The organism is Micrococcus sp. KRD012 (assembly GCF_017168555.1).
Lineage (GTDB): Bacteria > Actinomycetota > Actinomycetes > Actinomycetales > Micrococcaceae > Micrococcus > Micrococcus luteus.
This window is the reverse complement of the sequence record NZ_JABFBB010000020.1, coordinates 1-25,096: the sequence shown is the minus strand read 5'-3', so window position 1 is coordinate 25,096 and position 25,096 is coordinate 1. Positions and strand designations below refer to the sequence as shown.

Genomic DNA, 25,096 nt, shown 5'->3' with positions numbered 1-25,096 from the left:
CAGCGGGCCCGGACGGCCCGGCACCGGACCCGTAGCATGGGGGACATGAGCCCGTTCCGCAGGAGTCACGAGCCCGGCCGTCCCGACCACCGCCCCGACGCCCCCGAGGCCGAGGGCCGGCAGCGCGAGGCCCGCACCCTGGACGGCAGCGGCGGCCTCGACGCCTCGCTCGTCCGCGCCGGCTTCTACCCGGACCTCGTGGCGCACGCCATCGCCGTCGAGCTCGAAGGCCGCACCCCGGACGCGCACCTCGTCCACGTGGACACGCACTTCGACTACGAGGAGATCCACCGGCACATCACGGCCCTCGTGCTCGCCGGGGACACCCTGCTGGCCGTCCACCTCGACGACCACGCCGCCGACCCGGCCGGCCAGGCGGTCCTCGCCCAGGTCTCCACCGAGATGGTCCCGGTCCGCGCCCTCGGCTCCGTGGTCCTGACCACCGGCCACGCCGACCCCGCCCGCTTCCGGCCGTCCGACCCCGTGGCCGAGATGACCCTCGGGCTGATGTGGGCCGGAGGCCAGCGACTGGACCTGCAGCCCGCCGGCTGCGCCGACCCCCAGTGCGACCTCGACCACGGCTACACCGGCACCGCCACCCGCGAGGACCTCGTGATCCGCGTCGCCGCCGACGCCGACGGGCAGGGGGCCGTCGACGGCGCCCTGGCCTTCGCCCGGGCCCTGCGCCGCGCCCACCTGGCGGCCACCACGTGACGGGGCCCGCCCTCCCCGCGGGCGTGGTCCCCGCCGACCGTGCCCTGCGCTCCGTCCTGACCTCCGCCGCGGCCGCCCTCGGTGTCCCGGGCTGTGAGAACGCGCTCGCGGTCCCGGCGGGCCGCCGCGTGGTCGTCGCCCTGGTGGACGGCCTCGGACGGTCCCTGCTGAAGCGCTTCGGCGGCCACGCCCCCACGCTGCGCTCGGCGATGGCCGACGGCGGCCGCGTCCTCGAGGTGGCCGTGCCCACCACGACGGCCGCCTCCCTCACGAGCCTGGGCACCGGGCTGGACGTCGGGGAGCACGGCGTGGCCGGCTACGACGTGCTCGACCCGGACCGGGACGTGGTGATCAATCAGCTGGGCGGCTGGGACGAGGCCACCGACCCGGTGGGGTGGCAGCCGAAGCCCACCGTGTTCGAGCGCGCCGCCGCGGCCGGCGTGGACGCCGTCACGGTCTCGCTGCCCGCCTTCGAGCGTTCGGCCCTGACACGGGCGGGGCTGCGTGGCGGCCGGTTCGTGGCCGGTCGCACCCTGATCGCCCGCGCCCAGGCCGCCGAACGCGTGATGAAGGACGCGCGCGTGCCCACGCTCGTCTACTTCTACGTCAACGAGCTGGACAAGGCCGGCCACCGGGACGGCGTGGGCTCGGAACGGTGGCTGCACGCCCTCGAGGAGATCGACGCGGCGGTGCGGCGCCTGGTGGACCGCGTGCCCGCCGGGACGGTGGTGCTCGCCACCGGCGACCACGGCATGGTCGACGTGCCGCCGTCGCGCCGCGTGGACTACGCCGCCCTGGACGAGGCCGGGGAGCTCGCCGACCCCGCGCTGCTCGAGGGGATCGCGCACACCGCGGGGGAGCCCCGCCTCGTGCAGCTGCACTTCCGGTCCGACGCGGGTCCGGACGTGCGCGCGAGGGTGCGGCGCACCTGGGCCGAGCGCTACGGGGCGCACGCGTGGGTGCTCACGCGGGACGAGGCCGTCGACGCCGGCTGGTTCGGCGCCGTCGTCGAGGACCGGGTCCGTGCCCGCATCGGGGATCTGCTCGTCGCCGTGCACGGGGATCTGGCCCTCTACGACGGCCGGCGGGTGCCCCCGCACGCCTTCGAGATGGTGGGCCAGCACGGCGCGCCCACGCGCGCCGAGCGGGAGGTCCCGCTGCTCACCTGGCACCGCTGAGCCCGCCCCGCGGCCGGGGCCGGGCCGGGGTCAGTCGCCCTTGCGGCCGAAGACGATCTCGTCCCAGCTGGGCACGGACGCGCGGCGAGCGGCCGAGCGGGCCCGGGGGCGCGGCGTGACGGTCGGCATGGCAGGGCGCGCGGCACGCTCGCGAGGCGCGGGCTCCGCCCCCTCGTCCTCGACACCCGCGTCCGCGACGTCTGCGGCAGTGTCCTCGGCGCGGTCGGTCTCGGCGGCCGGTTCCGGCGCGTCGACGACCGGGGCGTCGTCGGCGGTCGTCAGGGCCCCCTCGGCGTCGACCGGGGCGAGCCGCTCGGGCGCCTGGGCGGCCTCGCGCCGACTCCGGTCCTGGTGCTCGCGAGCGATCAGGTGCGCGAGCGCGTCGTCCGACTCCAGGTCCGCGCCCACACGCTGACCCCGGCGCACCCGCAGGATCTCCAGCAGATCGGCGTCGCGGTCGGCGGCCGGGGAGTGCGCACCCGCGGGGGTCACGGCGTCCTCGGCGTCCACGTCGTCCGTCACCGGTTCGGCCGCGGGGGCGCGGGGGACCAGGTCCCAGGCCTCCGCCTCGGACAGGGCGCGGGCCCAGGCGTTCTCGGGTTCGAGGTGGCGTCCGGCCGGGCGGAACGTCCAGAGCGCCGGCGGCTCCTCGCGGGTGGGCAGACTCCTCGCACCGGCCACGGCGAACCGGGCGGCCACGGTCCAGCCGGCCTGGTCCTCGCGCCACGCGTCCCACTCGAGGCTCGCCTCGTCCACGCCCAGCTCGGCGAGCCGGTGCGCGGCGAGCTCGCCGAGCGTGGTGGGGCCGCCGTCCTGGACGAGGTCCGAGTAGAGGTCGGGCCCGCCGACCCAGACCTCGACGGCGCGGGCCTGCCGGGCGATCCAGTCGCGCTCGGCCAAGACGGGGTGACCGTAGGTGCGGATGCGCGAGAACGCGTTCCCGCTCTCCCGGGCCACCTGCTCCACGGAGGCGCCCGCACGGATGCGCTGCTGGATCTCCCGGGGGGTGAGGGGCACGGCCTCCTGGGTCGCGGCGGCCTTGACGGACTCCTGGTCGGTCAGCGGCGCCGGGGTCGGTCCGTCCGCGGTCGAGTCGTCGGCCACGGGCCGCGGGTCGATCCGCGGGGTGAGCGCGAGGTCCTCGTCCGGCCGGGCCGGGCCGGAGGGCGCCTCGGGAGCCCGCTCGTCCTCCGCCGCGGCATCGTCGGCGTGCGTCGCCGCGTCCACCGGTCCCTCGGCGTCCTCGTCGTCCGCCCCGGGGACGTCCATCTCCGTCATGTCGTGCCAGGCCGCGGGGCCGTCCTCGGCCGGTCGCCCGTCCTCGGGCGCGGCGCCCTCGATGACCAGCCGGCGCAGATAGGGGGAGAGGGGGAGCGTGTGCTCCTCGCCCTCGGGCCCCGACAGGCGCAGCGCGTCGCCGTCCTCGGTGGGTCCGGTCAGTCGCAGCTCTGCCATGGCGGTGGTCCCTCCCACATCGTGTTCTGGTCACCGGGCATGCGGACGCCCGGCCGGGCATGCCCCGATCCTAGCCGCCGTGCCGCAGACCACGGCCCGGGCGAGGGACGAGCGCCCGCGCGAATCCGCCCTGGGCGAGCGTGCCCGACAACATTTGGCACGGGTTCGGGCATGGTGCACAATCTACGCGCAACGGCGCAGGCCGGTGACGCGTGGTCCGCCCACGACGCCGCCCGCGCAGTGCCGGCACCGGTCCCGGTGCCGTCCCCCACCAGCGGAGCGTGAAACCCCATGGCCACTGACTACGACGCCCCTCGCAAGAACGAGGAAGAGCTGAGCCAGAACTCCATCGAGGAGCTGAAGGCACGGCGCACGGACACCCAGTCCGCCGTCGTGGACGAGGACGAAGCGGAGGCCGCCGAGGGGTTCGAGCTGCCCGGCGCCGACCTCTCGGGTGAAGAGCTGATGGTGCGGGTGCTGCCCGCCCAGTCGGATGAGTTCACCTGCGCCTCCTGCTTCCTGGTCCGCCATCGCTCGCAGGCCGCGCGTGAGAAGAACGGCCTGATCTACTGCACCGACTGCGAGGGCTGAGCCCCCGCCGCCGGGGCGGTCAGCGGCCCTCGGCCGTCCCCTCCTGCCGGGCCATGGTCCCGCCGAGGGCCGCGACCAGCTCCTCCGGACGCCGGGTGCTGGTCAGCCAGTAGGGTGTGCGGTCGCGCTCGTCGGTCAGCTGGATCCGCACGACGGGCGCGATCCAGCCGCGCACGTTCACGAAGGCCAGCCCGTGCAGCAGCGGGCCGCGCTGGGCCCGGGCGTCCTCGCCGCGATACCCCGTGACCTGACCGACGTGGTGCCGTTCGATGCTGGCGCGGCCCACCTGGAGGGTGCGTTCGCGCACCACGATGCGCGGGGTGGTGGCCACCAGGATCAGGACCTCGACGGCGAAGAACGCGACGGCGGCCGCGATGCCCACCCCGAGGTCGATCGGCGCGAACACGAGTATCGTCAGCGCCGCCAGCATGAGCGCCACGGCCCAGACCCCCGGGGAGGGCGTCAACCGCTCCTCGAACAGGACCGGATCGGGTCCCGCCGCGGCGCCCCCGGGGGCGCGGCGGGAGGCATCGGCGACGGGGTGCTGCTGGGGATCACGCATGGGTCCCAGCTTCCCACATCCGGACTCCGGTCCCGCCGCGCGGCACCGGCGAGGGCGCCCGCCCGGCCGCCTCGACGCGGCCCCGGGCCGACGGGTGCTCGTGTAGGGTCGGGCCTCGTGACCGACTCCGCCGAGCTGCCCGTGCCCCTGCACGCCCTCGATCCGGGCCTGGCCCCGCCCGCCTACGCGCAGCCGGGCGACGCGGGCGCGGACCTGCGCACCGCCGTCGACGTGACCCTGGCCCCGGGAGAGCGCGCCCTCGTGCCGACCGGCGTGGCGCTGGCCATCCCGGAGGGCCACGCGGGGTTCGTGCACCCCCGCTCGGGCCTCGCGGTCCGCCACGGCCTGAGCGTCGTCAACGCCCCCGGCACCATCGACGCCGGCTACCGCGGCGAGATCAAGGTGCCCCTGATCAACCTGGACCCGACGGAGCCGATCGTGCTGCGCCGCGGCGACCGGATCGCCCAGCTCGTGCTGCAGCCGGTCGTGCGGGCCCGCTTCGAGCCCGTGGACGCGCTGCCCGACTCCGAGCGCGGGGCCGGCGGCTTCGGCTCGACCGGCGGCTTCACCGCCGACAACACCCCTGGGAGGACGTCGTGATCTTCGGACGCAACCGCACCGTGCGCCACGAGCAGGTCAGCCTGCCGGCCGAGCTGCTGGAGGAGCGCGACCTCGAGATCGCCGCCGCGCCGGAGGCAGCCGACGTCGGTCCGCACGACGTCGCCACCCGCCCGGATCCCGCCGGCATGATCGACCTGGGGTCGCTGCGCCTGCGGGCGGTCCAGGGCATGAAGCTGCGCCTCGACGTCGAGGACGCGACGAAGCGGATCGTCGCCGCCACCGTCAGCCTCGGCCGCTCGGCGCTGCAGGTCCAGGCGTTCAGCGCCCCGCGCCGCACGGGCCTGTGGGACGACCTGCGCGCCGAGCTGCACGACTCCCTGTCGACCACCGCCCACGCGACCGTGCAGGAGCAGACCGGCCGCTTCGGCATCGAGATCCTCACGCGCGTGCCGGCGGCGCTGCCGGACGGCTCGCCGGGGTGGAACGTCGCCCGGTTCGTGGGCGTGGACGGTCCGCGCTGGTTCGTCCGCGGCGTGTTCCACGGCGAGGCCGCCTTCCAGCCGGAGGCCGCCGAGCCGCTGGAACAGGTGTTCTCCGACCTGGTCGTGGTGCGGGGCGACGAGCCGCTCCCGCCGCGCGAGCTGCTGCCCCTGCGTCCGCCTCCCAACGCGCGCCCGCTGCAGCGTCGCCGCCCGGCCCCGGACGAGGGCCGGGACGTGCTCGCGGACACCGCCACCGGCCCGGGGGACGGCGCGGCACCGGAGGCCACCGCGCTGCCCGAGCGCGGTCCGGAGATCACGGAGACCCGGTGAGCCCCGCCGTCGCAGCCCGCCCGACCGGCGCCGCGGGCCGCATCGAGCGCCGCGGCGTCATCGCCTCCGTCACACTGCCCGGCGCGGACGAGGCGACCGTCTTCCGCGCGGTCTTGGCCGACCGCCTGCCCGCGCCCGGGAGCATGGCGCCCGCGGAGACGCTGCAGCTGGTCTGGCACGGGCGGCGCCGCGTGCCCGGTGTCATGCCGGGGGAGTGGCTGACGGTCCGCGGCCGCGTCACCCAGATGGACGGCGTGCCCACCCTGCACAACCCCGAGTTCGACCTGGTCGACGCGCCCGAGGCCACGCGCTGAGCACGGCCCCGAGAGGAGAGCCCATGACCGAGCCGCGTGGCCCCGTCACCGCCGCCCCGGACGGGGCCGGCCCCCTGCCGTCTCGAGCCCGCCTGGACGAGCGCGGCCGCCTCGACGCGCTGGGCAGCGTCGGTGGCTGGCGCGGCATCGTCGAGGCCTCCCTGCCCACCCTCGTCTACATGGTCGGCTACGTCGCCACCCAGCAGGTGTGGCCCTCCGGCGTGGCGGCCGTCGCGGTCGCACTCGTGCTGGGCGTCGCGCGCCTCGTCCAGCGCCAGTCGCCGGTCCAGGTGCTGGCCGGCCTCGCCGTCGTCGTCCTGTCCGTCGTGGTCTCCCTGACCACCGGCCAGGCCCGCGACTACTACCTGTGGGGCTTCGTCACCAACGCCGCCTACGGCCTCGCGTTCGCGGTGTCCGTCCTCGTGGGCTGGCCCGCGGCGGGCCTGGTGCTCGGCCTCGTGCGCGCCGAGGGCACCCGCTGGCGGGCCCACCGGCGTCGGCGCCGCGCCTACGCCGCGGCCACCTGGATCCTCGTGGCCGTGTTCGCGCTGCGCCTGGCGGTGCAGGTGCCCCTCTACCTCGGGGACGCCGTCACCGCGCTCGGGGTGGCCCGCCTGGTGATGGGCCTGCCGCTCTATGCCCTGGGGCTCTGGCTCGCCTGGTCCGTCAGCTCGCCCGGTCAGGACGACGGCGTGCCGGCGGACTCCGCCGCCTCCGAGCGTCCCTGAGCGCGGCCCTCGCCGACGAGGAGGCGACGCAGGGCCGGCTCGGCGGAGCCGGCGGCCAGGAAGAAGAGCTCGTCGCCCACCTCCAGGACCTCGTCCGCCGACGCCTGCCGGGGGGCGCCGTCGCGCACGACCGCCACGAGCGGAGCCTCCTGCGGCCAGGACACGGTGCCGATGCGCCGGCCCTCGAGCCAGTGCTTTGCCGGGACCCGGAACTCGGACAGCGCCGCGCCGCCGGCCTCCAGCCTGAGCAGGCGCACGAGGTCCCCGGTCTCCACGGCCTCCTCCACGAGCGCCGTCATGATCGAGGGGGTGGACACGGCCACGTCCACGCCCCACGACTCGTCGAAGAGCCAGTCGTTGAGCGGGTTGTTGACGCGAGCCACGGTGCGGCCGACGCCGAACTCCGAGCGGCTCAGCAGGGAGCACACGAGGTTGACCCGGTCGTCGCCGGTCGCCGCGACGAGCACGTCCGCCTCCAGGGCGCCGCACTGCTCGAGCACGGTCAGGTCGCACGCATCCCCGAGGACGAGGCGTGCGCCGCCGACGTCGGCCTTGCGGGCCGCGTCCGTGCGCGCCTCGACGACGACCACCTCGTGGCCGTGCGCGTGCAGCTCCCGCGCGATGGAGGCGCCCACGGCGCCGGCTCCGGCGATGACGGCCCTCATGCCCGTCCCTCCTCGTCCTCGTCCGTGCCGTCCGGCACGCGTGCCTCGCCCTGCAGGGCGGCCTCCACCTGGTCCCGGCGGTCCACCGGGTAGACGGCGTGCAGCACGTCGCCCTCCTGCAGGCGGTCGCCCGGCCGGGGCAGCTGGCCGTCGCCGAGCCGGGTGAGGTAGGCGATGCGCATCCCCACCGTGGACTCGACGTCGGTCAGCCGACGGCCCCACCACGAAGAGTGGGGGACCAGCTCGGTCACGAGCAGCCGGCCGGAGGCGTCGCGGTGCTCCGCGTCGGCGGTGCCGGCCGGCAGCAGCCGGTGCAGCACCTGGTCGGCCGTCCACTGGATCGAGGCGACCGTGGGGATGCCGAGGCGCTGGTACAGCCGGGCCCGGTCGGCGTCGTAGATGCGCGCCACCACGTGGTCCACGTGGAAGGTCTCGCGGGCCACGCGGGCGGCGATGATGTTCGTGTTGTCGTCCGCGGTCACGGCCGCCAGGCCCTGCGCGCGGTCGATGCCGGCGGCGAGCAGCGCGGAGCGGTCGAAGCCCACGCCGGCCACGAGCTCGCCGGAGAAGCCGGGGGCCAGCCCCTCCACGGTCCGCGGGTCGCGGTCCACGAGGGCGACGCCGTGACCGGCCGCGTCCAGCGCGGCCGCCAACCGGGTGCCCACCCGTCCGCCGCCGACGATCACGTAGTGGGCCATGCCCGTCCCTGCCTCTCGTGCGGTGCTCCGTGCGCCGGGGAGCCGACGCGCGCTCCATCCTCGCATCCGGCGGGCACGTCCGGGAGCATCCGCGTCGCCGCGGCGTCCGGGCCCGGCGGGGGTACCGTGGTGCGGTGGCCACGCTGTCCTCCCTCCTGCGCCGCGGCCTCCTCGGTCGCCCCGTGACGTCGCACGCCGCCGACGAGCCCCGCATGAACCGGTGGCGGGCGCTGCCCGTGACGTCGTCGAACGCCCTGTCCTCCCTCGCCTACGCCCCGGACGAGGTCATCCTCACCCTGGTCGCGGCCGGCACGTCCGCGCTCGCGCTCGGACCCGCCGTCGGCTGGGCCGTCGTCGCGGTGATGCTGCTCATCGTCGTGTCCTTCCGCGCCGCGGTCGCCGCCGTTCCGCACGGCGGCATCTATCACATGGCCGGCATGAAGCTGGGCCCGAGGGCCGGCGTCGTCGCCTCGGCCGCGCTCCTGCTGGACTTCGTGTTCACCGCCGCGGTCTCCGTGGCCGCCTTCGCCCACTTCGTGGCGGCGCTGGCCCCCGGACTCACCGTCGGCAGCCGCGTGCTGGTGGCCTCGGCCGCGCTCGTGGGCGTACTGCTGGCCGCGCTCCGCGGGGTGCGGCTGTCCCGGTGGGTGCTGCCCGTGCTCGTGAGCGTGTTCGTCGCCCTGACCGCGCTGCTCGTCCTGGCGGGCCTGTGGCAGGAGGGCCGTGGGCTGCTCGGCGCGGCGCCGACGGCCGGCTGGACGCAGGAGGGCGCCGGGGTCGGCGGGACCGTCGGCACCGTGGCGACGGCGCTGCTCGCCCTGCGCGCGTTCAGCGCGGGATCGGTGCTGCTCACCGGCGTCGAGGTGCCGGTCTCGAGCACCCGCCTGATGGCCCGGCCGGCCGTGCCCACGGTGCGGTGGGTGCTCACCGTGATGGCCCTCACCCTCGGCGCGCTGACCGTGGGCGTCATGCACCTGGCCCAGCGCACCGGCGTCGTCGTCGGGCTGGAGCTGGAGAACCTCCGGGACGCCGCGGGTGCCGAGGTCACGCCCGACCGCGCCCCCGCCCCCGTGCTCGCCCAGCTCGCGGACACCGTGTACGGCCCGGGCAGCATCCTGTCCGTCGCCACCATCGCGGCCACCGCCCTGCTCCTGCTGTTCGCGGCCAAGTCGGCGTTCCGCTCGTTCCCCGCCCTGGCCGCGCGCGTGGCCGAGGACGGCTACCTGCCCCGGCAGCTGAGGGTCCGCAGCGACCGGCTGGTGCACACGTGGAGCGTCCTCGGGATGGGGGCCGTGGCCCTCTCGCTCGTGCTGTTCTTCGAGGCCCGGACCGCCCTGCTCGTGCAGCTCTACGTCATCGGCGTGCTGCTGGCCTTCACGCTCGCGCAGGCCGGCATGCTGCGGCTGTGGCGCCGCCGGCTCGTGCACACACCGGGCGCCCGGGCCCGCGCGGCCGTCCGGCTGCGCCTGATCATCACGGCGGTGGCCTGGGTGGTCACGGCGCTGGCGGGCGTCGTCGTCCTGGTCACCCGCTTCACGCAGGGCGCGTGGGTGGCGCTGCTGGCGATCGTGCTCGGCTCGCTGGTGATGGGGCGGATCCGCCGCCACTACGCGGACGTGGACCGCGAGCTCGCACCGGACCCCCAGGACGACGCGCGGGCCCTGCCCTCGCGGGTCCACGTGGTGGTCGTCGTGACCACGCTGGACCGGCCGGCGCTGCGGGCGCTGGCCTACGCCCGCGCGTCGCGGCCGTCCTCCCTCGAGGCCGTCGTCGTGGACGCCGAGCGCGCCGCCACCCTGGAGGTGATCGACGCCTGGGAGCGTGCCGGCCTGCCGATGTCGCTCACCGTGATCGCCTCGCCCTACCGCGACACGGTGGCCCCCCTGGTGCGGCATGTGCGCGAGCACCGACGCCGCTCCCCGCGGGACCTGACCATGGTGTTCATCCCGGAGTACGTGGTCCGGCCGGGCTGGCGCACGCTCCTGCACAACCGGACCGCCACCCGCCAGACGCGGCGACTGCAGCGGGAGCCGGGCGTGATGGTGGGCTCGGTGCCGTGGCAGGTCCACGAGGGCCAGGGCTCTTGACCGCCCCGGCGTCCCCGGGGAGCGGCGGATGACGCCGTCCGACGGCGCGCCCACGATCGAGGCGACACAGCCGCATCGGTCTGCAAGGATGATGATGATCTGACCAGTCGATGCTCAGGGCAAGACCTGAAGCGCGCTGCGATGCGAGAGGAGCCAGACATGGCAGTCGTCGACACGTCCACAGACGTCACCGGGATCGGGAGGACCATCGAGGTGGAGGTCGGGGCCATGGCCCACGGCGGCCACTGCGTGGCCCGGCACGAGGGGCGGGTCGTCTTCGTGCGCCACGCCGTGCCCGGCGAGAAGGTCCGGGTGGCCCTGACCGAGGCCGAGGACGGGGCCCGCTTCTGGCGCGGCGACGTCGTGGAGGTGCTGCGGCCCTCCGAGTTCCGCCGCATCCACCAGTGGAAGCTCGCAGACATGCTGCGCGCCCACGCCTCGGGCCGCCCGCCCGTGGGCGGCGCCGAGTTCGGCCACATCGTGGTCCCGCACCAGCGCCGGCTCAAGGCCCAGGTCTTCCGGGACACGGTGCACCGCATCGCCGACCTCGCGGTGGAGCCGGAGGTGTGCTTCGCCGGCTCCGAAGATGAGCCCACCGGCCAGCGCTGGCGCACCCGCAACGCGTTCGCGGTGACCCCCCAGGGGCACATCGCGATGCACGCCTACCGTTCGGCGACCCTCCTGCCCGTGCGCAACATGCCGCTCGGCGTGCCGGCCCTCGATGCGCTCGCCCTGTGGGACTGGGACTTCACCGGAGCCGCCCGCGTGGACGTCGCGACGCCGGCCTCCGGCTCCCGCCCCCTCGTGCTGGTGACGCCCACCCCGCAGACGCGGGCGGACGAGGTCAAGCTCGGCCGGCTGCGCACCCGGATCCGCCAGGCGGCCAACGCGTGCGACGTGGACGTCTCCACCGGCCTGGCCCTGCCCGGCCCGAAGCGGTTCCAGCCGGTCAAGGTCGAGCGCATCACCGGCAAGACCTGGGTCGAGGAGACCGTGGAGTCCGAGCGCGGCGGCACCAAGCGCTTCCGCGTCACGGGCGACGGCTTCTGGCAGGTCCACCAGCACGCCCCGGCCACCCTCGTGGACGCGGTGCTCGAGGACGCGCGCGTCGAGCCGGGCCAGGTCGTGGCCGACCTCTACGGCGGCGCCGGCCTGTTCAGCGCCTACCTGGCGGACGCCGTGGGCCCCGAGGGCCGCGTGTACTCGGTGGAGGCCTCCCGCCAGGCCTCGAAGGACGCCCGCCGCAACCTGCACGACCAGCCGCAGGCCTCAGTGCTCAACGGCCCCACGGACAAGGTGCTCGGCAGCTGGCTGAAGTACCCCGAGCGCCCCGTGGCCGACGGCGGCCTCGGCGGTGCCGCGCTGGACACCGTCGTCCTGGACCCGCCGCGGGCCGGCGCGGGGCGGCGGGCGATCGAGCGCATCCTCGCGCTCGAGCCGGGCCGCATCGTGTACGTCTCGTGCGACCCCGCCTCGTTCGCCCGCGACCTGGCGTGGCTGCGCGACGGCGGCTACGAGGTGGAGCGCGCCCGCGTGTTCGACCTCTACCCGGACACGCACCACCTCGAGTCGGTCACCGTGCTGGTGCCGGCCGCCCAGAGCACACCGGCCGCGGCCGTCGTCGAGATCTGATCCGGCGCCCGCGCGGCGGCCTCCGGGCCGCCGCGCGCCATGCCCGCGTCACACGCGACCGGCGCGGTACCCTGGGACGCAGTGCGGCACCTGTGACGCAGACGACGCCCGTCCCGGACGGCGCGCGGTCCGCGGCCGCGGGTGACCACCCCCCACTGGACGAGCGCCCGGAGGAAACCGGGCGGGAAGAGGAGTCCTCTCGTGACCACCGTCGACAGCTTCGGCTCCAAGGGCGTCCTGGACGTCAAGGGCGCCGAGTATGAGATTTTCCGTCTGAACAAGGTCGAGGGGGCGCAGAAGCTGCCCTACTCCCTGAAGGTGCTGCTGGAGAACCTGCTGCGCACCGAGGACGGCGCCAACGTGACCGCCGACCAGATCAAGGCCCTGGCCGCCTGGGACCCGAACGCCCAGCCGGACACCGAGATCCAGTTCACGCCGGCGCGCGTGATCATGCAGGACTTCACCGGCGTGCCCTGCGTCGTGGACCTGGCCACCATGCGTGAGGCCATCCAGGACCTGGGTGGCGACCCGGAGCGCGTGAACCCGCTCTCCCCGGCCGAGCTCGTGATCGACCACTCCGTGCAGATCGACTCCTTCGGCAACGACGCCGCCATCGAGCGGAACATGGAGATCGAGTACGAGCGCAACGGCGAGCGCTACAAGTTCCTGCGCTGGGGCCAGACCGCCTTCGACGACTTCAAGGTCGTCCCTCCGGGCATGGGCATCGTCCACCAGGTCAACATCGAGAACCTGGCCCGCACCGTGATGACCCGCGAGGTCGACGGCGTGCTGCGCGCCTACCCGGACTCCTGCGTCGGCACCGACTCGCACACCACCATGGTCAACGGCCTGGGCGTGCTCGGCTGGGGCGTCGGCGGCATCGAGGCCGAGGCCGCGATGCTCGGCCAGCCCGTGTCCATGCTGATCCCGCGGGTCGTGGGCTTCAAGCTGACCGGCAGCATCCCGTCCGGCGCCACCGCGACCGACGTCGTGCTGACCATCACCGAGATGCTCCGCCAGCACGGCGTGGTCGGCAAGTTCGTCGAGTTCTACGGCGAGGGCGTCGGCTCCGTGCCCCTGGCCAACCGCGCCACCATCGGCAACATGTCGCCCGAGTTCGGCTCCACCGCCGCCATGTTCCCGATCGACGAGGTCACCCTCGACTACCTGCGCCTGACCGGTCGCTCCGAGGAGCAGGTCGCCCTCGTGGAGGCGTATACCAAGGAGCAGGGGATGTGGCACGACCCGTCCTCCGAGGTCGCCTACTCCGAGTACCTCGAGCTGGACCTGTCCACCGTGGTGCCCTCCATCTCCGGCCCGAAGCGCCCCCAGGACCGCATCGAGCTCACCGACTCCAAGGACCAGTTCCGCAAGGACCTGCACAACTACGCCACGCAGGACGAGGCCGGCAAGGGCCGCCCGTCCAAGCTCGTGGACGTGGCCATGGCGGACGGCCGCCAGTTCCAGCTGGACCACGGCGCCGTGTCCATCGCCTCGATCACCTCGTGCACCAACACGTCCAACCCGTCCGTGATGATGGCGGCCGGCGTGCTGGCCCGCAACGCGGTCGCCAAGGGCCTGAAGTCCAAGCCGTGGGTGAAGACCTCCGTGGCCCCGGGCTCCCGCGTGGTGACGGACTACTACGAGAAGTCCGGGCTGCGCGAGTCCCTCAACGACCTCGGCTTCAACGTGGTCGGCTACGGCTGCACCACCTGCATCGGCAACTCCGGCCCGCTGGAGTCCGAGATCTCCGAGGCCATCCAGGAGAACGACCTGTCCGTGACCGCGGTGCTCTCCGGCAACCGCAACTTCGAGGGCCGCATCAACCCGGACGTGAAGATGAACTACCTGGCCTCCCCGCCGCTGGTGGTCGCCTACGCCCTGGCCGGCACCATGGACTTCGACTTCGAGAACGAGGCCCTGGGCCAGGACACCGAGGGCAACGACGTCTTCCTCAAGGACATCTGGCCGGACCCGACCGAGGTCCAGAAGATCATCGACGCGTCGATCGACACCGAGATGTTCACCTCGCAGTACGCCACGATCTTCGACGGCGACGAGCGCTGGCAGTCCCTGGAGACCCCCTCGGGCTCCACCTTCGAGTGGGACGAGAAGTCCACCTACGTGCGCAAGCCCCCGTACTTCGAGGGCATGACCATGCAGCCGGACCCGGTGTCGGACATCTCCGGCGCCCGCGTCCTGCTCAAGCTGGGCGACTCCGTGACCACGGACCACATCTCCCCGGCCGGCTCCTTCAAGTCGGACACCCCGGCGGGCCGCTACCTGCTGGAGAACGGCGTGCAGCGCAAGGACTTCAACTCCTACGGCTCCCGTCGTGGCAACCACGAGGTGATGATCCGCGGCACGTTCGCGAACATCCGCATCAAGAACCAGCTGCTCGACGGCGTGGAGGGCGGCTTCACCCGTGACTTCACCCAGGAGGGCGCCCCGCAGGCCTACGTGTACGACGCGGCGCAGAACTACGCCGAGCAGGGCACCCCGCTGGTGGTCCTGGGCGGCAAGGAGTACGGCTCCGGCTCCTCCCGTGACTGGGCGGCCAAGGGCACCGCGCTCCTGGGCGTCAAGGCCGTGATCACCGAGTCCTTCGAGCGCATCCACCGCTCGAACCTCATCGGCATGGGCGTGCTGCCGCTGCAGTTCCCCGAGGGTGAGAACGCCGACTCGCTGGGCCTGACCGGCACCGAGACCTTCGACATCTCCGGCATCACCGCCCTCAACGAGGGCACCACGCCGAAGACCGTGAAGGTCACGGCCACCGGTGAGGACGGCAGGGTCACCGAGTTCGACGCGGTCGTCCGCATCGACACCCCCGGTGAGGCCGAGTACTACCGCAACGGCGGCATCCTGCAGTACGTGCTCCGTCAGATCGCCGCGAAGGCCTGATCCACGGGACACCGCCCGCGCGCGGGCACCACGACGACGGCGGCCCGCCGCCCTCCGCACGGAGGGCGGCGGGCCGCCGTCGTCGTGGCCGCTGGGGCCGACCCCGGTGCACGACCGCTCTTCATCCCCCAGTGCAGGGACCGGCCAACCCTTGGGCCAGACGGTCCTCGGGCGTGTCTGACAATGAATCCAGGGTCGGCTGGCGCCCTCGAAGACACGTCCCGGTTCCAGATGCTCCCCGCCTGCACGGGCCGGCAGGGCCGGCCGTTCGCCGATGACCGCACGAGGGTCGAAGCCATCATCCACCGGGACAGGTGCTTCGATCCCGTGGCGGGACCTGCCCGAGGTCTCCGGGCCCTGGCTGAGTAGTGTGGACCTGGCACGGCCGCATGGCCGAAGAGGGCACCTGGGACACGGTGCTGGCAACACGGACCACCTGCAGCGGATGCCGAAATCCTGATCGATTGGTCGGTCTCGGTCGACTCCACGATCGCCCGCGCCCATCAGCACGCGAGGAACACCACCCGGCTCAGAGGGGCTGGATCGAACGACAAGGAATCCGCGTGAAGAGCCCGCCGATCACGGCCTCGGGCGCTCACGGAGCGGGCTGAGCACGAAGACCCATCAGCTGGTCGACGGTGCTGGGCGAGAAGGCGTACTCATCGCGGGCGATCGGCACCCATCTGCGCGCCGGTGGCATCAAGGCCGTCCTCCCCAACCGGCTGACCAGCAGGGCCACCGCAGACGCCGCGGCTCGGCCGGCGGCCGACCCGTGGGCCTGGACTCGGAGGCTTACACGGGCCGGAACGTGATCGAGCGCCAGGACGCGCACCTGAAGCAATGGCCGGGCCTGGCGAGCAGGTACGACGAGTACGCGATCGTGTACTGGGCTGCCGTGGTCCTGAATGCTGTGCTCGCGTGGTCGACGGCATTGTCGGACACGCCCGAGTGGCGTGTTCGAACTGATCGACGATCCAGGTCAAGTGCTCGAGAAGCTCGGCGAGGCTCAGCACCGGCAGGTATGAGCGTGAGGACCTGGACAGAGAGGATCCCCCGAAATGCACATCGTGAAACAGAGTGAGCGATGTAGTGCTCTTCAGTTGGCACTGGTTGATATTGGTCGACGAGGCTTCAGCCCGGTCTGGTGATGCCCTGCGATGACTCTGAAGCCGGCTCTCGGGCGAATCCTCACATCGGGACGCCGAGACCCTGTGGGAGTCCAAGGATGGGACGTCTCGACGCCTGATCTGTCGGCGCTGCAGAGGAGCATGAGACCTGGGCCTTAAACCAGCTGAAGACCGGTCAAGCAGGTGGGGTCGTCGGGGCGGGTCGAGATGGCCTTTTTCGCGGTGCGGCCTTCAGCTGAGACAGTGAGAGTAGCGTCAATTCCACGCGGCAGCCAGACCCCGACGAATCCGTTGTCGTACGTCGTCAGCGTTTCATCGAGGAGGGTCTCCCCGGACGTCGCCTCGACCACGGTGACGTGGACGTCAGTATTGGCGAGTTCGCCGGTGCAGGTCGTGAGGCTGTGGAAGTAGCATTCGTGAGTCTGGCTGCGATACGGGGCGATAGAGACGTAGAATTCGTCTTCTGGCATCGGCAGGGTGGTCTGATTGTTCTGGTCGTCGGTCAGTACAAGCTGGTCCGGTTCAATCGACGCGATGAATTCAGACGAGCGATCTGTCACCTTCGTTGAGTCGAGGCGCTTGATGATCTCGCGAGCATTCAATCCGTCTAGATTGTGCTCGACCACCAGTGAGTGATCGGATCCTGCATCAGCGGACGGTCCCGCATCAGCACAGCCGCTGAGCAGGAGGACGGCGCTGGTCGCCAGACCGGTCGAGGCCGCGCAGATCCTCAGGCGGCTCCTGGAGGACTGGATCGGAGCAACAATGGCAAGTGGCATGCCCAACTCTTTTCTCAGGTGAACGTGTTCATGTCGTCAGGTTAGACAGAAGGCATCCCGAGTTCGCCGGTGCCAAGGGCGCGACGACGTGCAAAGCACGCCTGCCCGGAGACATCAAGAGCCTTGTCCTGATCTGGGGCCCACCGGTCCGAGGCACCCTGTGTTGACGAAATCGGATGGTGTCAGGAGCGCACGAGGCGATTGATGGCGTCGGTGGCCTCCTGGATCTTGGCGATGGCCGCGTCTTCATCGCCTTTCTTGGCGGCGTCGAGCACGCAGTGCTTGAGGTGGTCATCGAGCAGACCGGTCGCCACTCCCTGCAGGGCGCGGGTGAGGGCCGAGACCTGGGTGAGGATGTCGATGCAGTACTTTTCGTCGTCGATCATCTTCGTGATGCCGCGGGCTTGGCCTTCGATGCGCTTCATGCGGTTGCGGTAACGGTCCTTGTCACTGATGTAGCCGTGCCGATGGGCTCCGGTGTCGGCACCGGTCTCATCGGCTGCAGTTTCAGTGGTCACGAGTGCGTCCTTCACTTCTGGTGCTCCAGGACGGAGCGGGTGCTGGCATCTGGGGCGAGGTCGATGCGACGCAGCAGCTGGGCGTTGAGCGCGACGACGACGGTGGAGATCGACATCAGGATCGCGCCTACTGACATCGGCATGACGAAGCCGACGGGTGCGAGCACGCCAGCCGCGAGCGGCACAGAGAGCAAGTTGTACCCTGCGGCCCACCACAGGTTTTGCCTCATTTTACGGTATGCGGCACGGGAGAGCTGGATGACCGAGAGGACGCTACGCGGGTCGGAGCTGGCGAGGATGACACCTGCAGAGGCGATGGCGACGTCGGTGCCGGCCCCGATGGCGATGCCGACGTCGGCCTGGGCCAGGGCAGGGGCGTCGTTGACGCCGTCGCCGACCATGGCGACCTTCTTGCCCTCCTTCTGCAGCTGGTCGACCTTGGCGGATTTGTCCTCGGGGCGGACGCCGGCGAAGACCCGGTCGATGCCGAGCTCTCTTCCCACCTCGTTCGCCACGGCTTCCGCGTCGCCGGTGATCATGACGACCTCGACGCCGAGCTGATGGAGCGCATCGACGGCGTCGCGGGACTCTGGGCGAACCTCGTCGGCGAGCTTGAGACCGCCGATGACCTTGCCGTCGCGGAGGACGTGCAGGATGATCGCACCCTCTGCCCGCCATTCGTCGGCGACACCGATCTCGTCCTGGCCGGTCTCCTCGAGCAGACGGGGTCCGCCGACGCGGATCTCATGGTCGGCCACCGTCGCGGTGACGCCGACCGCCGGGGAGGAGGTGAACCCGCTGGCCGGTTCGACGGCGAGGCCCTTCTCCTTGGCGGCGGTGACGATGGACCGGGCGAGGGGGTGCTCACTGTCGGCCTCGGCGGAGGCGGCCAGGGCGAGGACCTGTTCGGCATTCAGGCCGCCGGTCGGCTCCACGCCGGTGACGGTGGGCTCGCCCTTGGTCAGGGTGCCGGTCTTGTCGAAGAGCACCGCGTCGACCTGGCGCATGGACTCCAGGGCGAGGCGGTCCTTGATCAGGACGCCGCCGCGGGCGGCGCGCTCGGTGGCGATGGACACGACCAGAGGGATCGCCAGACCCAGCGCATGGGGGCAGGCGATGACGAGGACAGTGATGGTGCGAACGACCGCGTCGTCGGGGAGCCCGAAGAGCGTCCAGACGACGGCGGTGATCAGCGCAGCTCCGAGGGCGAACCAGAACAGCAGGGCCGCAGCCCGGTCGGCGATGCGCTGGGCACGGGAGGATGATCCCTGCGCCTCGGCGACGAGCCTGTTGATGCCCGCCAGAGCCGTGTCGTCGCCGGTGGCGGTGATCTCTACGCGCAGGCCGGAGTCGGTGGCCACGGTGCCGGCGGTGACGTTCTCGCCCTCGCCGCGGGCGACGGGGTGTGATTCGCCGGTGATCATGGACTCGTCCATGTCGGCGCGGCCGTCGACGATGGTGCCATCGGCGGGGACGCTGCCGCCAGGCCGGACGATGACGACGTCGCCGACGCGCAGCTCTGCCGGGTCGACCTTGACGACGTCGTCTCCCTCTATACGCTCAGCCTCGTCAGGGAGCAGCGCGGCGAGGGAGTCCAACGCCGAGGTGGTCTGGGCCAGTGAGCGCATCTCGATCCAGTGGCCCAGCAGCATGATGACGATCAGCAGCGCCAACTCCCACCAGAACTCGAGCTCGGGGTGGACGAGACCGACAGTGGCGGCCCAGGAGGCGAGGAACGCTACGGTGATGCCGAGCGCGATGAGCAGCATCATCCCCGGCTGGCGGCTTTTCAGCTCGCTGACAGCACCGGTGAGGAACGGGGTGCCGCCCCAGGCGTACATGACGGAGCCGAGGACTGCGGCGACCCAGCCCGCCCAGCTGGGGACCGAGTAGCCCAGGAGCATGGCGAACATGGGGGAGAACGCGACCACCGGGATGGCGATGATCAGGTTGATCCAGAACAGCCGCCGGAACTGGCCGACGTGGTCGCCGTGGCCCGCGTGACCACCGCCGTGATGACCGTGCCCGGCGTGGTCACCGTGTTCCATGGTGTGGTCTTCGTTCTCGGCGCGCGAGTCGTCACGGTGGCCGGACTCGGTGGTCGCGACGCCGGCGTGGTCATGGTGATGCGTGGTCGGGTCCGTCATGCTCTTCGCTTCCCCTCGTCATTCCCCGATCTTTCCTTCGATCGGGTCGTATTTCGCCGCGGACCTTCAGCGCGCCCGCGGCGATCGGCTCAGGAGGCCGGCTTGAGCTCGCTCTCGACGACCCACTTGTGGTTGGTCATCGTCATGCCGTCGGACTCGTAATCGACCATGTAGACGGTCTCCTCGGTGGAGGAGGCGATGGTCGCCTTCGCGCCCTTCATGCCTTCCATGTGTTCGGCCTCGAGAGTGACCTCGGTGCCGTCGGCCAGACGTTCATCTCCGGCGTCCTTGATCTCCTGCTGGACGACCCACTTGTGATCCTTGACCGGCTCCCCGCCTGCGGACGGCGTGAAGTCCACCGCATAGGTGTACGTGTCGTACGCGCCGGCGATCGTCGCGTTCGCACCGTCCATGCCCTCCATGTGGTCGGCGGTGAGCGTGACCTCGGTGCCGACCGGGTATGTGGGCGACGCAGCCGTCTCGATGCCCTCGGGGGCGGGGCCGCCGTCCATCGGATGCTCCATCCCGCCGCTGTCAGAGCTGCTGCCGTGGCCCTCGTGCTGGCTGGTCGTCGAGGGGGTCCCTTGGTCCTGGCCGCCGCCGGTGCTGCAGCCGGTGAACACGAGCGCTCCTCCGAGCACTCCTGCGGCGACGGTGGTCATGAGGTGCTTGCGCATGAAGTCTCCTGTTCGTTCTGGTCCAGTCAACGCTATACCCCTCCCGGGTATCAAGTCGATGTCGATCGGCGGGCGTGGAATCGCCCGGCCAAGATCCAATCGACCCGGGGTGGCAGCGCTGAGGCTGCGATGGAGAACATCGGCTCGGCGGCTCTGGTCGCAGATGGAATCGAGGCCCGAACGGACGGGCTCACCTCGCTCGCCGTCGTGACGGGATCAGCTGCGTCGTCTCGTGAACATCACCGTGGTGAGAAGACGATCCCAGTACCGCCGATCACCCATGAGAAATTGGTCTTGTCCGGTTGCATCGTCGGGCGTCCCATCGAGACAGGGATCCTGAGAGCCGACGGAAGCTGTGCGACTATCGCCAGGCAGAGCGAAGCATGTCTCAGTACGTGCTCCGTCAGATCGCCGCGAAGGCCTGATCCACGGGGCCCGCCCGCGCGGGCCGCCGCCCGCGTCCCGCCCGGGTGCGGAGCCGCGGAGTAGGCTGGTCGCACCATGGAACATCTGCCCCCCACGAGCCCCGGCGCCCCGCTGCTGCCGCAGATCGCCCGCCCGGCGGACCTGTCGGCCCTCACGGAGGACCAGTTGACCGCGCTGGCGGCGGAGATCCGCGCCTACCTGATCGCCCACGTCTCCAAGACGGGCGGCCACCTCGGACCGAACCTGGGCGTCGTCGAGCTGACGCTGGCCGTGCACCGCGTGTTCGAGTCGCCCAAGGACGCGGTCATCTTCGACACGGGCCACCAGTCGTACGTGCACAAGCTGCTCACCGGACGCCAGGACTTCACGACGCTCCGCCAGGAGGGGGGTCTGTCCGGCTACGGCGACCGCACCGAGTCCGAGCACGACGTGGTGGAGTCCTCGCACGCCTCCAGCTCGCTCTCCTGGGCGGACGGCATCGCGCGGGCCTGGGCGCAGACCGGGCAGGGGGACCGCACCGTGGTGGCCGTGATCGGCGACGGTGCGCTCACGGGGGGCATGGCCTGGGAGGCCGTCAACAACATCGCCGCCGGCCGGGACCGGCGCGTGGTGATCGTCGTCAACGACAACGGCCGCTCGTACGCGCCCACCGTGGGCGGCGTCGCCGAGCACCTGGGCGGACTGCGCCGCGGGGTGCTGGACAAGGTGCGCACCCACCACCGCTACGAGCAGACCCTCGACTACCTCAAGCGCCGCCTCCAGGAGGCTGGCCTCGCGGGTGAGCTGGTGTACCGGCCACTGCACGCGGCGAAGAAGGGCCTCAAGGACCTCTGGGCGCCGCAGGGCCTGTTCGAGGACCTGGGCATGAAGTACATCGGCCCGGTGGACGGTCACGACCTCATCGCCATGGAGGAGGCCCTCGAGGACGCGCGGGCGTACGGCGGGCCCGTGATCGTCCACGCGATGACCGAGAAGGGGCACGGCTATCCGCCGGCGGTCGCGCACGAGGCGGACCAGTTCCACGCGATCGGCGTGATCGACCCCTCCACGGGCGAGCCCATCACCTCGTCGACGGCCCAGTCCTGGACCTCCGTGTTCGGCGAAGAGATGGTCGCGATCGCGGACGAGCGGCCGGACGTCGTGGCCATCACCGCCGCCATGCAGAACCCCGTGGGCCTGGCCCCGATGGCGCTGGCCCACCCGGACCGGGTGTTCGACGTCGGCATCGCCGAGCAGCACGCGGTCACGTCGGCCGCCGGCATGGCCTTCGGCGGCCTGCACCCCGTGGTGGCCGTCTACGCGACCTTCCTCAACCGCGCCTACGACCAGGTGCTCATGGACGTGGGCCTGCACCGTGCGGGCGTGACGTTCGTGCTGGACCGCGCGGGCGTCACCGGGCCGGACGGCCCGAGCCACCACGGCATGTGGGACCTGGCCCTGCTGCAGTCGGTCCCGGGGCTGCGGATCTCCGCGCCCCGCGACGCGGACACGCTCCGGGAGGAGCTGCGCGAGGCCGTCGCCGTCGAGGACGCGCCCACCGTGGTGCGGTTCGCGAAGGGCTCGGTCGGCGAGCCGGTGCGCGCCCTGGAGCGGCTGTCGGACGGCACGGACGTGCTCGCCCGGCGCGGCGAGGCCGGCGGACGCGACGGCGCCGAGCGGGACGTGCTGATCGTGGCGGTGGGCGCGATGGCCGAGCTCGGCCTCGACGTCGCCGAACGGCTCGAGCGGCACGGCATCAGCGCCACGGTGATCGACCCGCGGTGGGTCCTGCCCGTGGCCCGGTCCGTGATCGACACGGCCGCCCGCCACCGGATCGTCGTGTGCCTCGAGGACGGGGTGCGGGCCGGCGGCGTCGGCTCGCGGATCCGGCAGGAGATGCGCGCGGCCGGCGTGGACACCGCCCTGAACGAGGTCGGCCTGCCGGTCGAGTTCCTCGCCCACGGCAGCCGCGAGCAGGTGCTGGCCCGCGTGGGCCTCACCGCGCAGCGCATCACCCAGGACACCGTCGCCCAGGTCCTCGGCGCCAAGGTCCCGTACGCCCGGCCCGTCCCCGAGGACGCGGCCGCCCCCCACCACCAGGAGCAGGCATGAGCATCGTCCGGCTGTACCGTGAGACCGTCGGCGACGACGGCACCCGGCTCTTCGAGTACCGCGAGGCATGGGCCGACGCGGAGGCCGGGGAGTTCGTGGTCCACCACGGCCGGGTCGGCCAGCCCGGCACCGTCGGGGAGCAGCCCCTGGCCGACCAGGTCGAGGGTGATCAGCTGCTGGCCGCGTTCGTGGCGCAGGGCGCGGAGGAGGGCTTCGCCGAGGCGGACCCCGCGACCTTCGCCGTGCTGCCGGTGGCCTACCGGCTCCGCGGCCGGGAGGCCACGGTGATCGAGCGGCGCACCGTGGAACGGCTGCGCGTCGAGGTGACCCACCAGCTGGCCTGGCGCGGTCTTGGCGAGGTCGAGGACGTCGTCGAGGAGGCCGGTGCCCTCGTGCTGCGCGTCCGGACCCCCCACGCCCGCAAGGCCGCCGCCGAGATCCCGGCGGCCGCCAAGCGCGCCGACGGCGTGCAGCCGAACAAGGTGGACGTCCGCACCGCAGAGCAGGAGGGCTGACCCGTGCGCCACACCCGTCTCGGCCGCTCCGGGCTGACCGTCTCCGTCGTCGGCCTGGGCTGCAACAACCTCGGCCGCCCCGGCACCGCCACGCTGGAGCAGGCCGGCACCGACGCCGTCGTCCACGCCGCGCTCGACGCCGGCATCACCTTCTTCGACGTCGCCGACGTCTACGGCGCCGAGCCCGGCCTGTCCGAGGAGCGGCTCGGCCGCGCCCTGGGCGCCCGCCGCGACGAGGTGGTGATCGGCACCAAGTTCGGCATGGACATGGGCGGTGTCGCCGGCGACGACGGCGGCGCGCGGGGCTCCCGCCGGTACATCGTGCGCGCCGTCGAGGACTCCCTGCGCCGCCTCGGCACCGACTGGATCGACCTCTACCAGTTCCACACCCCGGACCCGGCCACGCCCATCGAGGAGACCCTCCGCGCGCTCGACGACCTCGTGCGCGCCGGCAAGGTCCGCTACGTGGGCCACTCGAACCGGGCCGGGTGGCAGATCGCCCAGGCCGAGTACGTGGCCCGCGAGCTGGGCGTGGAGCGCTTCGTGTCCGCGCAGAACCACTACAACCTGCTGGACCGCCGGGCCGAGCTCGAGGTGGTCCCGGCGGCGGCCGAGTTCGGGCTCGGCGTCCTGCCGTACTTCCCGCTGGCCAACGGGCTGCTCACGGGCAAGTACTCGCAGGGCGACGCCCCCGAGGGCTCGCGCCTGTCCCACGTGCGCCAGCACATGGTGGCCGACGCCGACCTGGAGCAGCTGGCCGCGTTCGGCCGGTTCGCCCGGGAGCGGGGGATCACCGAGGTCCAGGCCGCGATCGGGTGGCTGGCGGCGCAGGGGCCGGTGTCCTCCGTGATCGCCGGCGCCACCCGTGCCGCGCAGGTCGTGGAGAACGCGGCGGCGGCCGACTGGCTCGCCACCGCGGAGGACCTGGCCGAGCTGGACGCCCTGTTCCCGGGCCCGGAGAAGGTCGCGCTCTTCTGATGGCCGGCGCGCTGACCGGCGCGGCCGCCGCGACCCCGCTCGTGCCGACGCCGGGGGAGGCCGCCCTGGGCTGGACCGTGTCCGTCGTGGCCGGTGCGCTGTGGGTGGCCGGCTTCGTCTCGCTGGGCCGCAGCCCCCTGGACGCCCGGGCGCGCCTGCCGTGGGTCGGCCTCATGCTGCTGCTGCCGGTGCTGGGGGCGCTCATCTGGTTCTGGTGGCGGCACCGCTACTACCCGGCGCGGCGGCGCGAGCAGCCGGCGTGGGACCCCAACGACCGCTCCGCCGTCGTGGTGCCCCCGCGCCGGCGCTACGGCGCGCCGGAGGAATGAGCCGGGCTCAGAGCTTGACGACGATGCGGTCGTCGACGACGGCCGCGTCGTAGTCCATGAGGGCCTTGCGGGCCGGGCCGCCGAACGGCTTCCCCGAGGTGACGTCGAAGTGCGAGCCGTGGCAGGGGCAGGCGTAGGCCGGGCCCTCCTGCCGGTCCACGACCTGGAGCAGGCAGCCCTGATGCGTGCACACGTTGGTGAAGGCGGTCACCGTGGTCTCGTCCACGCGATGCATCATCAGCGTCCGACCCTGCACCTGCACCTCCCGGGAGGCGCCCACGGGCAGCTCGGCGGCGGGCAGCGCGTCGACGGCGTCGGAGCCGGTGTAGTGGTCCTGCGCGGTGTCCTTCTCACGTAGCCGGTCCGTGCAGCCGGCCAGCGCGAGTGTGCCGGCACCCGCGGCGGCGACGGCGGCGCCGCGGCCCAGGACGGTGCGGCGGGAGGTGTCCGGGCGGGCGTGGTCGTCGCAGCAGCCGGACCGGGAGGAGTTCGGGGTGAGGGGGGAGTCCTGCGTGGTCATCGACCCATTATCGCCCGTGGCGAGGGCGGATGCGACCGGGCCCGACGGGTGCGAGGATCGGGGGGACGGACCCCCGAGCCCCAGGAGC

23 protein-coding genes and 1 pseudogene are annotated in these 25,096 nt (G+C 72.7%); 15 read left to right on the top strand and 9 right to left on the bottom strand.

Going from position 1 to position 25,096, the window contains the following annotated elements:
• The first annotated feature begins 45 nt into the window (after positions 1-45).
• Entirely contained in the window at positions 46-714 is a 669-nt protein-coding gene (locus J1M37_RS08270) for a DUF5998 family protein (RefSeq protein WP_036382843.1), read from the top strand.
• Positions 711-1,892 carry an alkaline phosphatase family protein gene (locus J1M37_RS08265; protein ID WP_043279609.1) on the top strand — a complete coding sequence of 394 codons (1,182 nt, stop codon included), beginning with the start codon at positions 711-713 and terminating at the stop codon, positions 1,890-1,892. Before J1M37_RS08270 ends, J1M37_RS08265 begins: the two co-directional genes overlap by 4 nt.
• A gap of 30 nt (positions 1,893-1,922) precedes the next feature.
• Here J1M37_RS08265 and sepH read toward each other — a convergent pair whose 3' ends face one another.
• Positions 1,923-3,347, bottom strand: coding sequence for a septation protein SepH (gene sepH / locus J1M37_RS08260; protein ID WP_020625074.1), 1,425 nt, complete (start codon positions 3,345-3,347; stop codon positions 1,923-1,925).
• A gap of 291 nt (positions 3,348-3,638) precedes the next feature.
• On the opposite strand from sepH, the gene J1M37_RS08255 reads away from it, so the two are divergent.
• Positions 3,639-3,938, top strand: a complete 300-nt coding sequence (locus J1M37_RS08255; RefSeq protein WP_002858157.1) for a DUF4193 domain-containing protein — start codon at positions 3,639-3,641, stop codon at positions 3,936-3,938.
• Positions 3,939-3,957: 19 nt separating this feature from the next.
• Here the strand turns inward: J1M37_RS08255 and J1M37_RS08250 are convergent, their stop codons facing one another.
• On the bottom strand, positions 3,958-4,500 hold the full coding sequence (locus tag J1M37_RS08250; protein ID WP_020625075.1) for a DUF3093 domain-containing protein: 543 nt from the start codon (positions 4,498-4,500) through the stop codon (positions 3,958-3,960).
• 117 nt (positions 4,501-4,617) lie between these two features.
• Here J1M37_RS08250 and dut point away from each other — a divergent pair, with 117 nt between their 5' ends.
• From dut to J1M37_RS08230, 4 genes are read left to right on the top strand one after another with little or no spacing between them, the layout of a single operon-like run.
• A complete protein-coding gene (gene dut, locus J1M37_RS08245) occupies positions 4,618-5,100 on the top strand; it encodes a dUTP diphosphatase (RefSeq protein WP_020625076.1) in 483 nt (160 codons plus the stop codon).
• Positions 5,097-5,873: a DUF3710 domain-containing protein gene (locus tag J1M37_RS08240; RefSeq protein ID WP_020625077.1), complete on the top strand. Its 777-nt coding sequence runs from the start codon at positions 5,097-5,099 to the stop codon at positions 5,871-5,873. Before dut ends, J1M37_RS08240 begins: the two co-directional genes overlap by 4 nt.
• Positions 5,870-6,187 carry an OB-fold nucleic acid binding domain-containing protein gene (locus tag J1M37_RS08235; protein WP_020625078.1) on the top strand — a complete coding sequence of 106 codons (318 nt, stop codon included), beginning with the start codon at positions 5,870-5,872 and terminating at the stop codon, positions 6,185-6,187. Before J1M37_RS08240 ends, J1M37_RS08235 begins: the two co-directional genes overlap by 4 nt.
• A gap of 23 nt (positions 6,188-6,210) precedes the next feature.
• Positions 6,211-6,915: a DUF3159 domain-containing protein gene (locus J1M37_RS08230; RefSeq protein WP_020625079.1), complete on the top strand. Its 705-nt coding sequence runs from the start codon at positions 6,211-6,213 to the stop codon at positions 6,913-6,915.
• Here the strand turns inward: J1M37_RS08230 and J1M37_RS08225 are convergent.
• The gene (locus J1M37_RS08225) at positions 6,867-7,580 is read right to left on the bottom strand and encodes a potassium channel family protein (RefSeq protein ID WP_020625080.1); all 714 of its coding nucleotides are present in this window, start codon (positions 7,578-7,580) and stop codon (positions 6,867-6,869) included. The genes J1M37_RS08230 and J1M37_RS08225 overlap by 49 nt on opposite strands.
• Entirely contained in the window at positions 7,577-8,278 is a 702-nt protein-coding gene (locus tag J1M37_RS08220) for a potassium channel family protein (protein WP_020625081.1), read from the bottom strand. Before J1M37_RS08220 ends, J1M37_RS08225 begins: the two co-directional genes overlap by 4 nt.
• 134 nt (positions 8,279-8,412) lie before the next feature.
• Here J1M37_RS08220 and J1M37_RS08215 point away from each other — a divergent pair, with 134 nt between their 5' ends.
• The 4 genes and pseudogenes from J1M37_RS08215 to J1M37_RS08200 all read left to right on the top strand — a co-directional run.
• Positions 8,413-10,365 carry an APC family permease gene (locus J1M37_RS08215; RefSeq protein WP_036382845.1) on the top strand — a complete coding sequence of 651 codons (1,953 nt, stop codon included), beginning with the start codon at positions 8,413-8,415 and terminating at the stop codon, positions 10,363-10,365.
• 159 nt (positions 10,366-10,524) lie between these two features.
• The gene (locus J1M37_RS08210) at positions 10,525-11,997 is read left to right on the top strand and encodes a class I SAM-dependent RNA methyltransferase (protein ID WP_070709838.1); all 1,473 of its coding nucleotides are present in this window, start codon (positions 10,525-10,527) and stop codon (positions 11,995-11,997) included.
• Between the two features lie 201 nt (positions 11,998-12,198).
• Positions 12,199-14,901 (top strand): aconitate hydratase AcnA, encoded by a 2,703-nt coding sequence (gene acnA, locus J1M37_RS08205; protein WP_065423791.1) that lies wholly within the window; start codon positions 12,199-12,201, stop codon positions 14,899-14,901.
• A gap of 183 nt (positions 14,902-15,084) precedes the next feature.
• A pseudogene (locus tag J1M37_RS08200) lies at positions 15,085-15,847 on the top strand (transposase); the annotation flags it as partial.
• A 336-nt stretch (positions 15,848-16,183) separates the two neighbouring features.
• Here J1M37_RS08200 and J1M37_RS08195 read toward each other — a convergent pair.
• The 4 genes from J1M37_RS08195 to J1M37_RS08180 all read right to left on the bottom strand — a co-directional run bounded on the left by J1M37_RS08195 (position 16,184) and on the right by J1M37_RS08180 (position 20,149).
• Positions 16,184-16,807 carry a CueP family metal-binding protein gene (locus tag J1M37_RS08195; RefSeq protein ID WP_206452431.1) on the bottom strand — a complete coding sequence of 208 codons (624 nt, stop codon included), beginning with the start codon at positions 16,805-16,807 and terminating at the stop codon, positions 16,184-16,186.
• Positions 16,808-16,989: 182 nt separating this feature from the next.
• On the bottom strand, positions 16,990-17,325 hold the full coding sequence (locus tag J1M37_RS08190) for a metal-sensitive transcriptional regulator (RefSeq protein ID WP_270618289.1): 336 nt from the start codon (positions 17,323-17,325) through the stop codon (positions 16,990-16,992).
• An 11-nt stretch (positions 17,326-17,336) separates the two neighbouring features.
• Positions 17,337-19,472 (bottom strand): heavy metal translocating P-type ATPase, encoded by a 2,136-nt coding sequence (locus tag J1M37_RS08185; protein ID WP_206452430.1) that lies wholly within the window; start codon positions 19,470-19,472, stop codon positions 17,337-17,339.
• Between the two features lie 89 nt (positions 19,473-19,561).
• A complete protein-coding gene (locus J1M37_RS08180; protein WP_036382830.1) occupies positions 19,562-20,149 on the bottom strand; it encodes a YdhK family protein in 588 nt (195 codons plus the stop codon).
• A gap of 501 nt (positions 20,150-20,650) precedes the next feature.
• Between J1M37_RS08180 and dxs the strand changes: the two genes are divergently transcribed.
• Genes dxs through J1M37_RS08160 form a run of 4 tightly spaced genes read left to right on the top strand, consistent with a single transcriptional unit; the run spans position 20,651 to position 24,488 of the window.
• Complete coding sequence (dxs, locus tag J1M37_RS08175) at positions 20,651-22,666, top strand: 1-deoxy-D-xylulose-5-phosphate synthase (RefSeq protein ID WP_044659995.1); 2,016 nt, start codon at positions 20,651-20,653, stop codon at positions 22,664-22,666.
• Positions 22,663-23,181, top strand: coding sequence for a hypothetical protein (locus J1M37_RS08170; RefSeq protein WP_036317662.1), 519 nt, complete (start codon positions 22,663-22,665; stop codon positions 23,179-23,181). Before dxs ends, J1M37_RS08170 begins: the two co-directional genes overlap by 4 nt.
• A gap of 3 nt (positions 23,182-23,184) precedes the next feature.
• Positions 23,185-24,159 (top strand): aldo/keto reductase, encoded by a 975-nt coding sequence (locus J1M37_RS08165; RefSeq protein WP_036317666.1) that lies wholly within the window; start codon positions 23,185-23,187, stop codon positions 24,157-24,159.
• Positions 24,159-24,488, top strand: a complete 330-nt coding sequence (locus tag J1M37_RS08160) for a PLD nuclease N-terminal domain-containing protein (RefSeq protein WP_020627854.1) — start codon at positions 24,159-24,161, stop codon at positions 24,486-24,488. The genes J1M37_RS08165 and J1M37_RS08160 overlap by 1 nt, the downstream gene beginning before the upstream one ends.
• Positions 24,489-24,495: 7 nt before the next feature.
• Here the strand turns inward: J1M37_RS08160 and J1M37_RS08155 are convergent, their stop codons facing one another.
• Positions 24,496-25,008, bottom strand: coding sequence for a Rieske (2Fe-2S) protein (locus J1M37_RS08155; RefSeq protein ID WP_020627853.1), 513 nt, complete (start codon positions 25,006-25,008; stop codon positions 24,496-24,498).
• Positions 25,009-25,096: the final 88 nt, after the last annotated feature.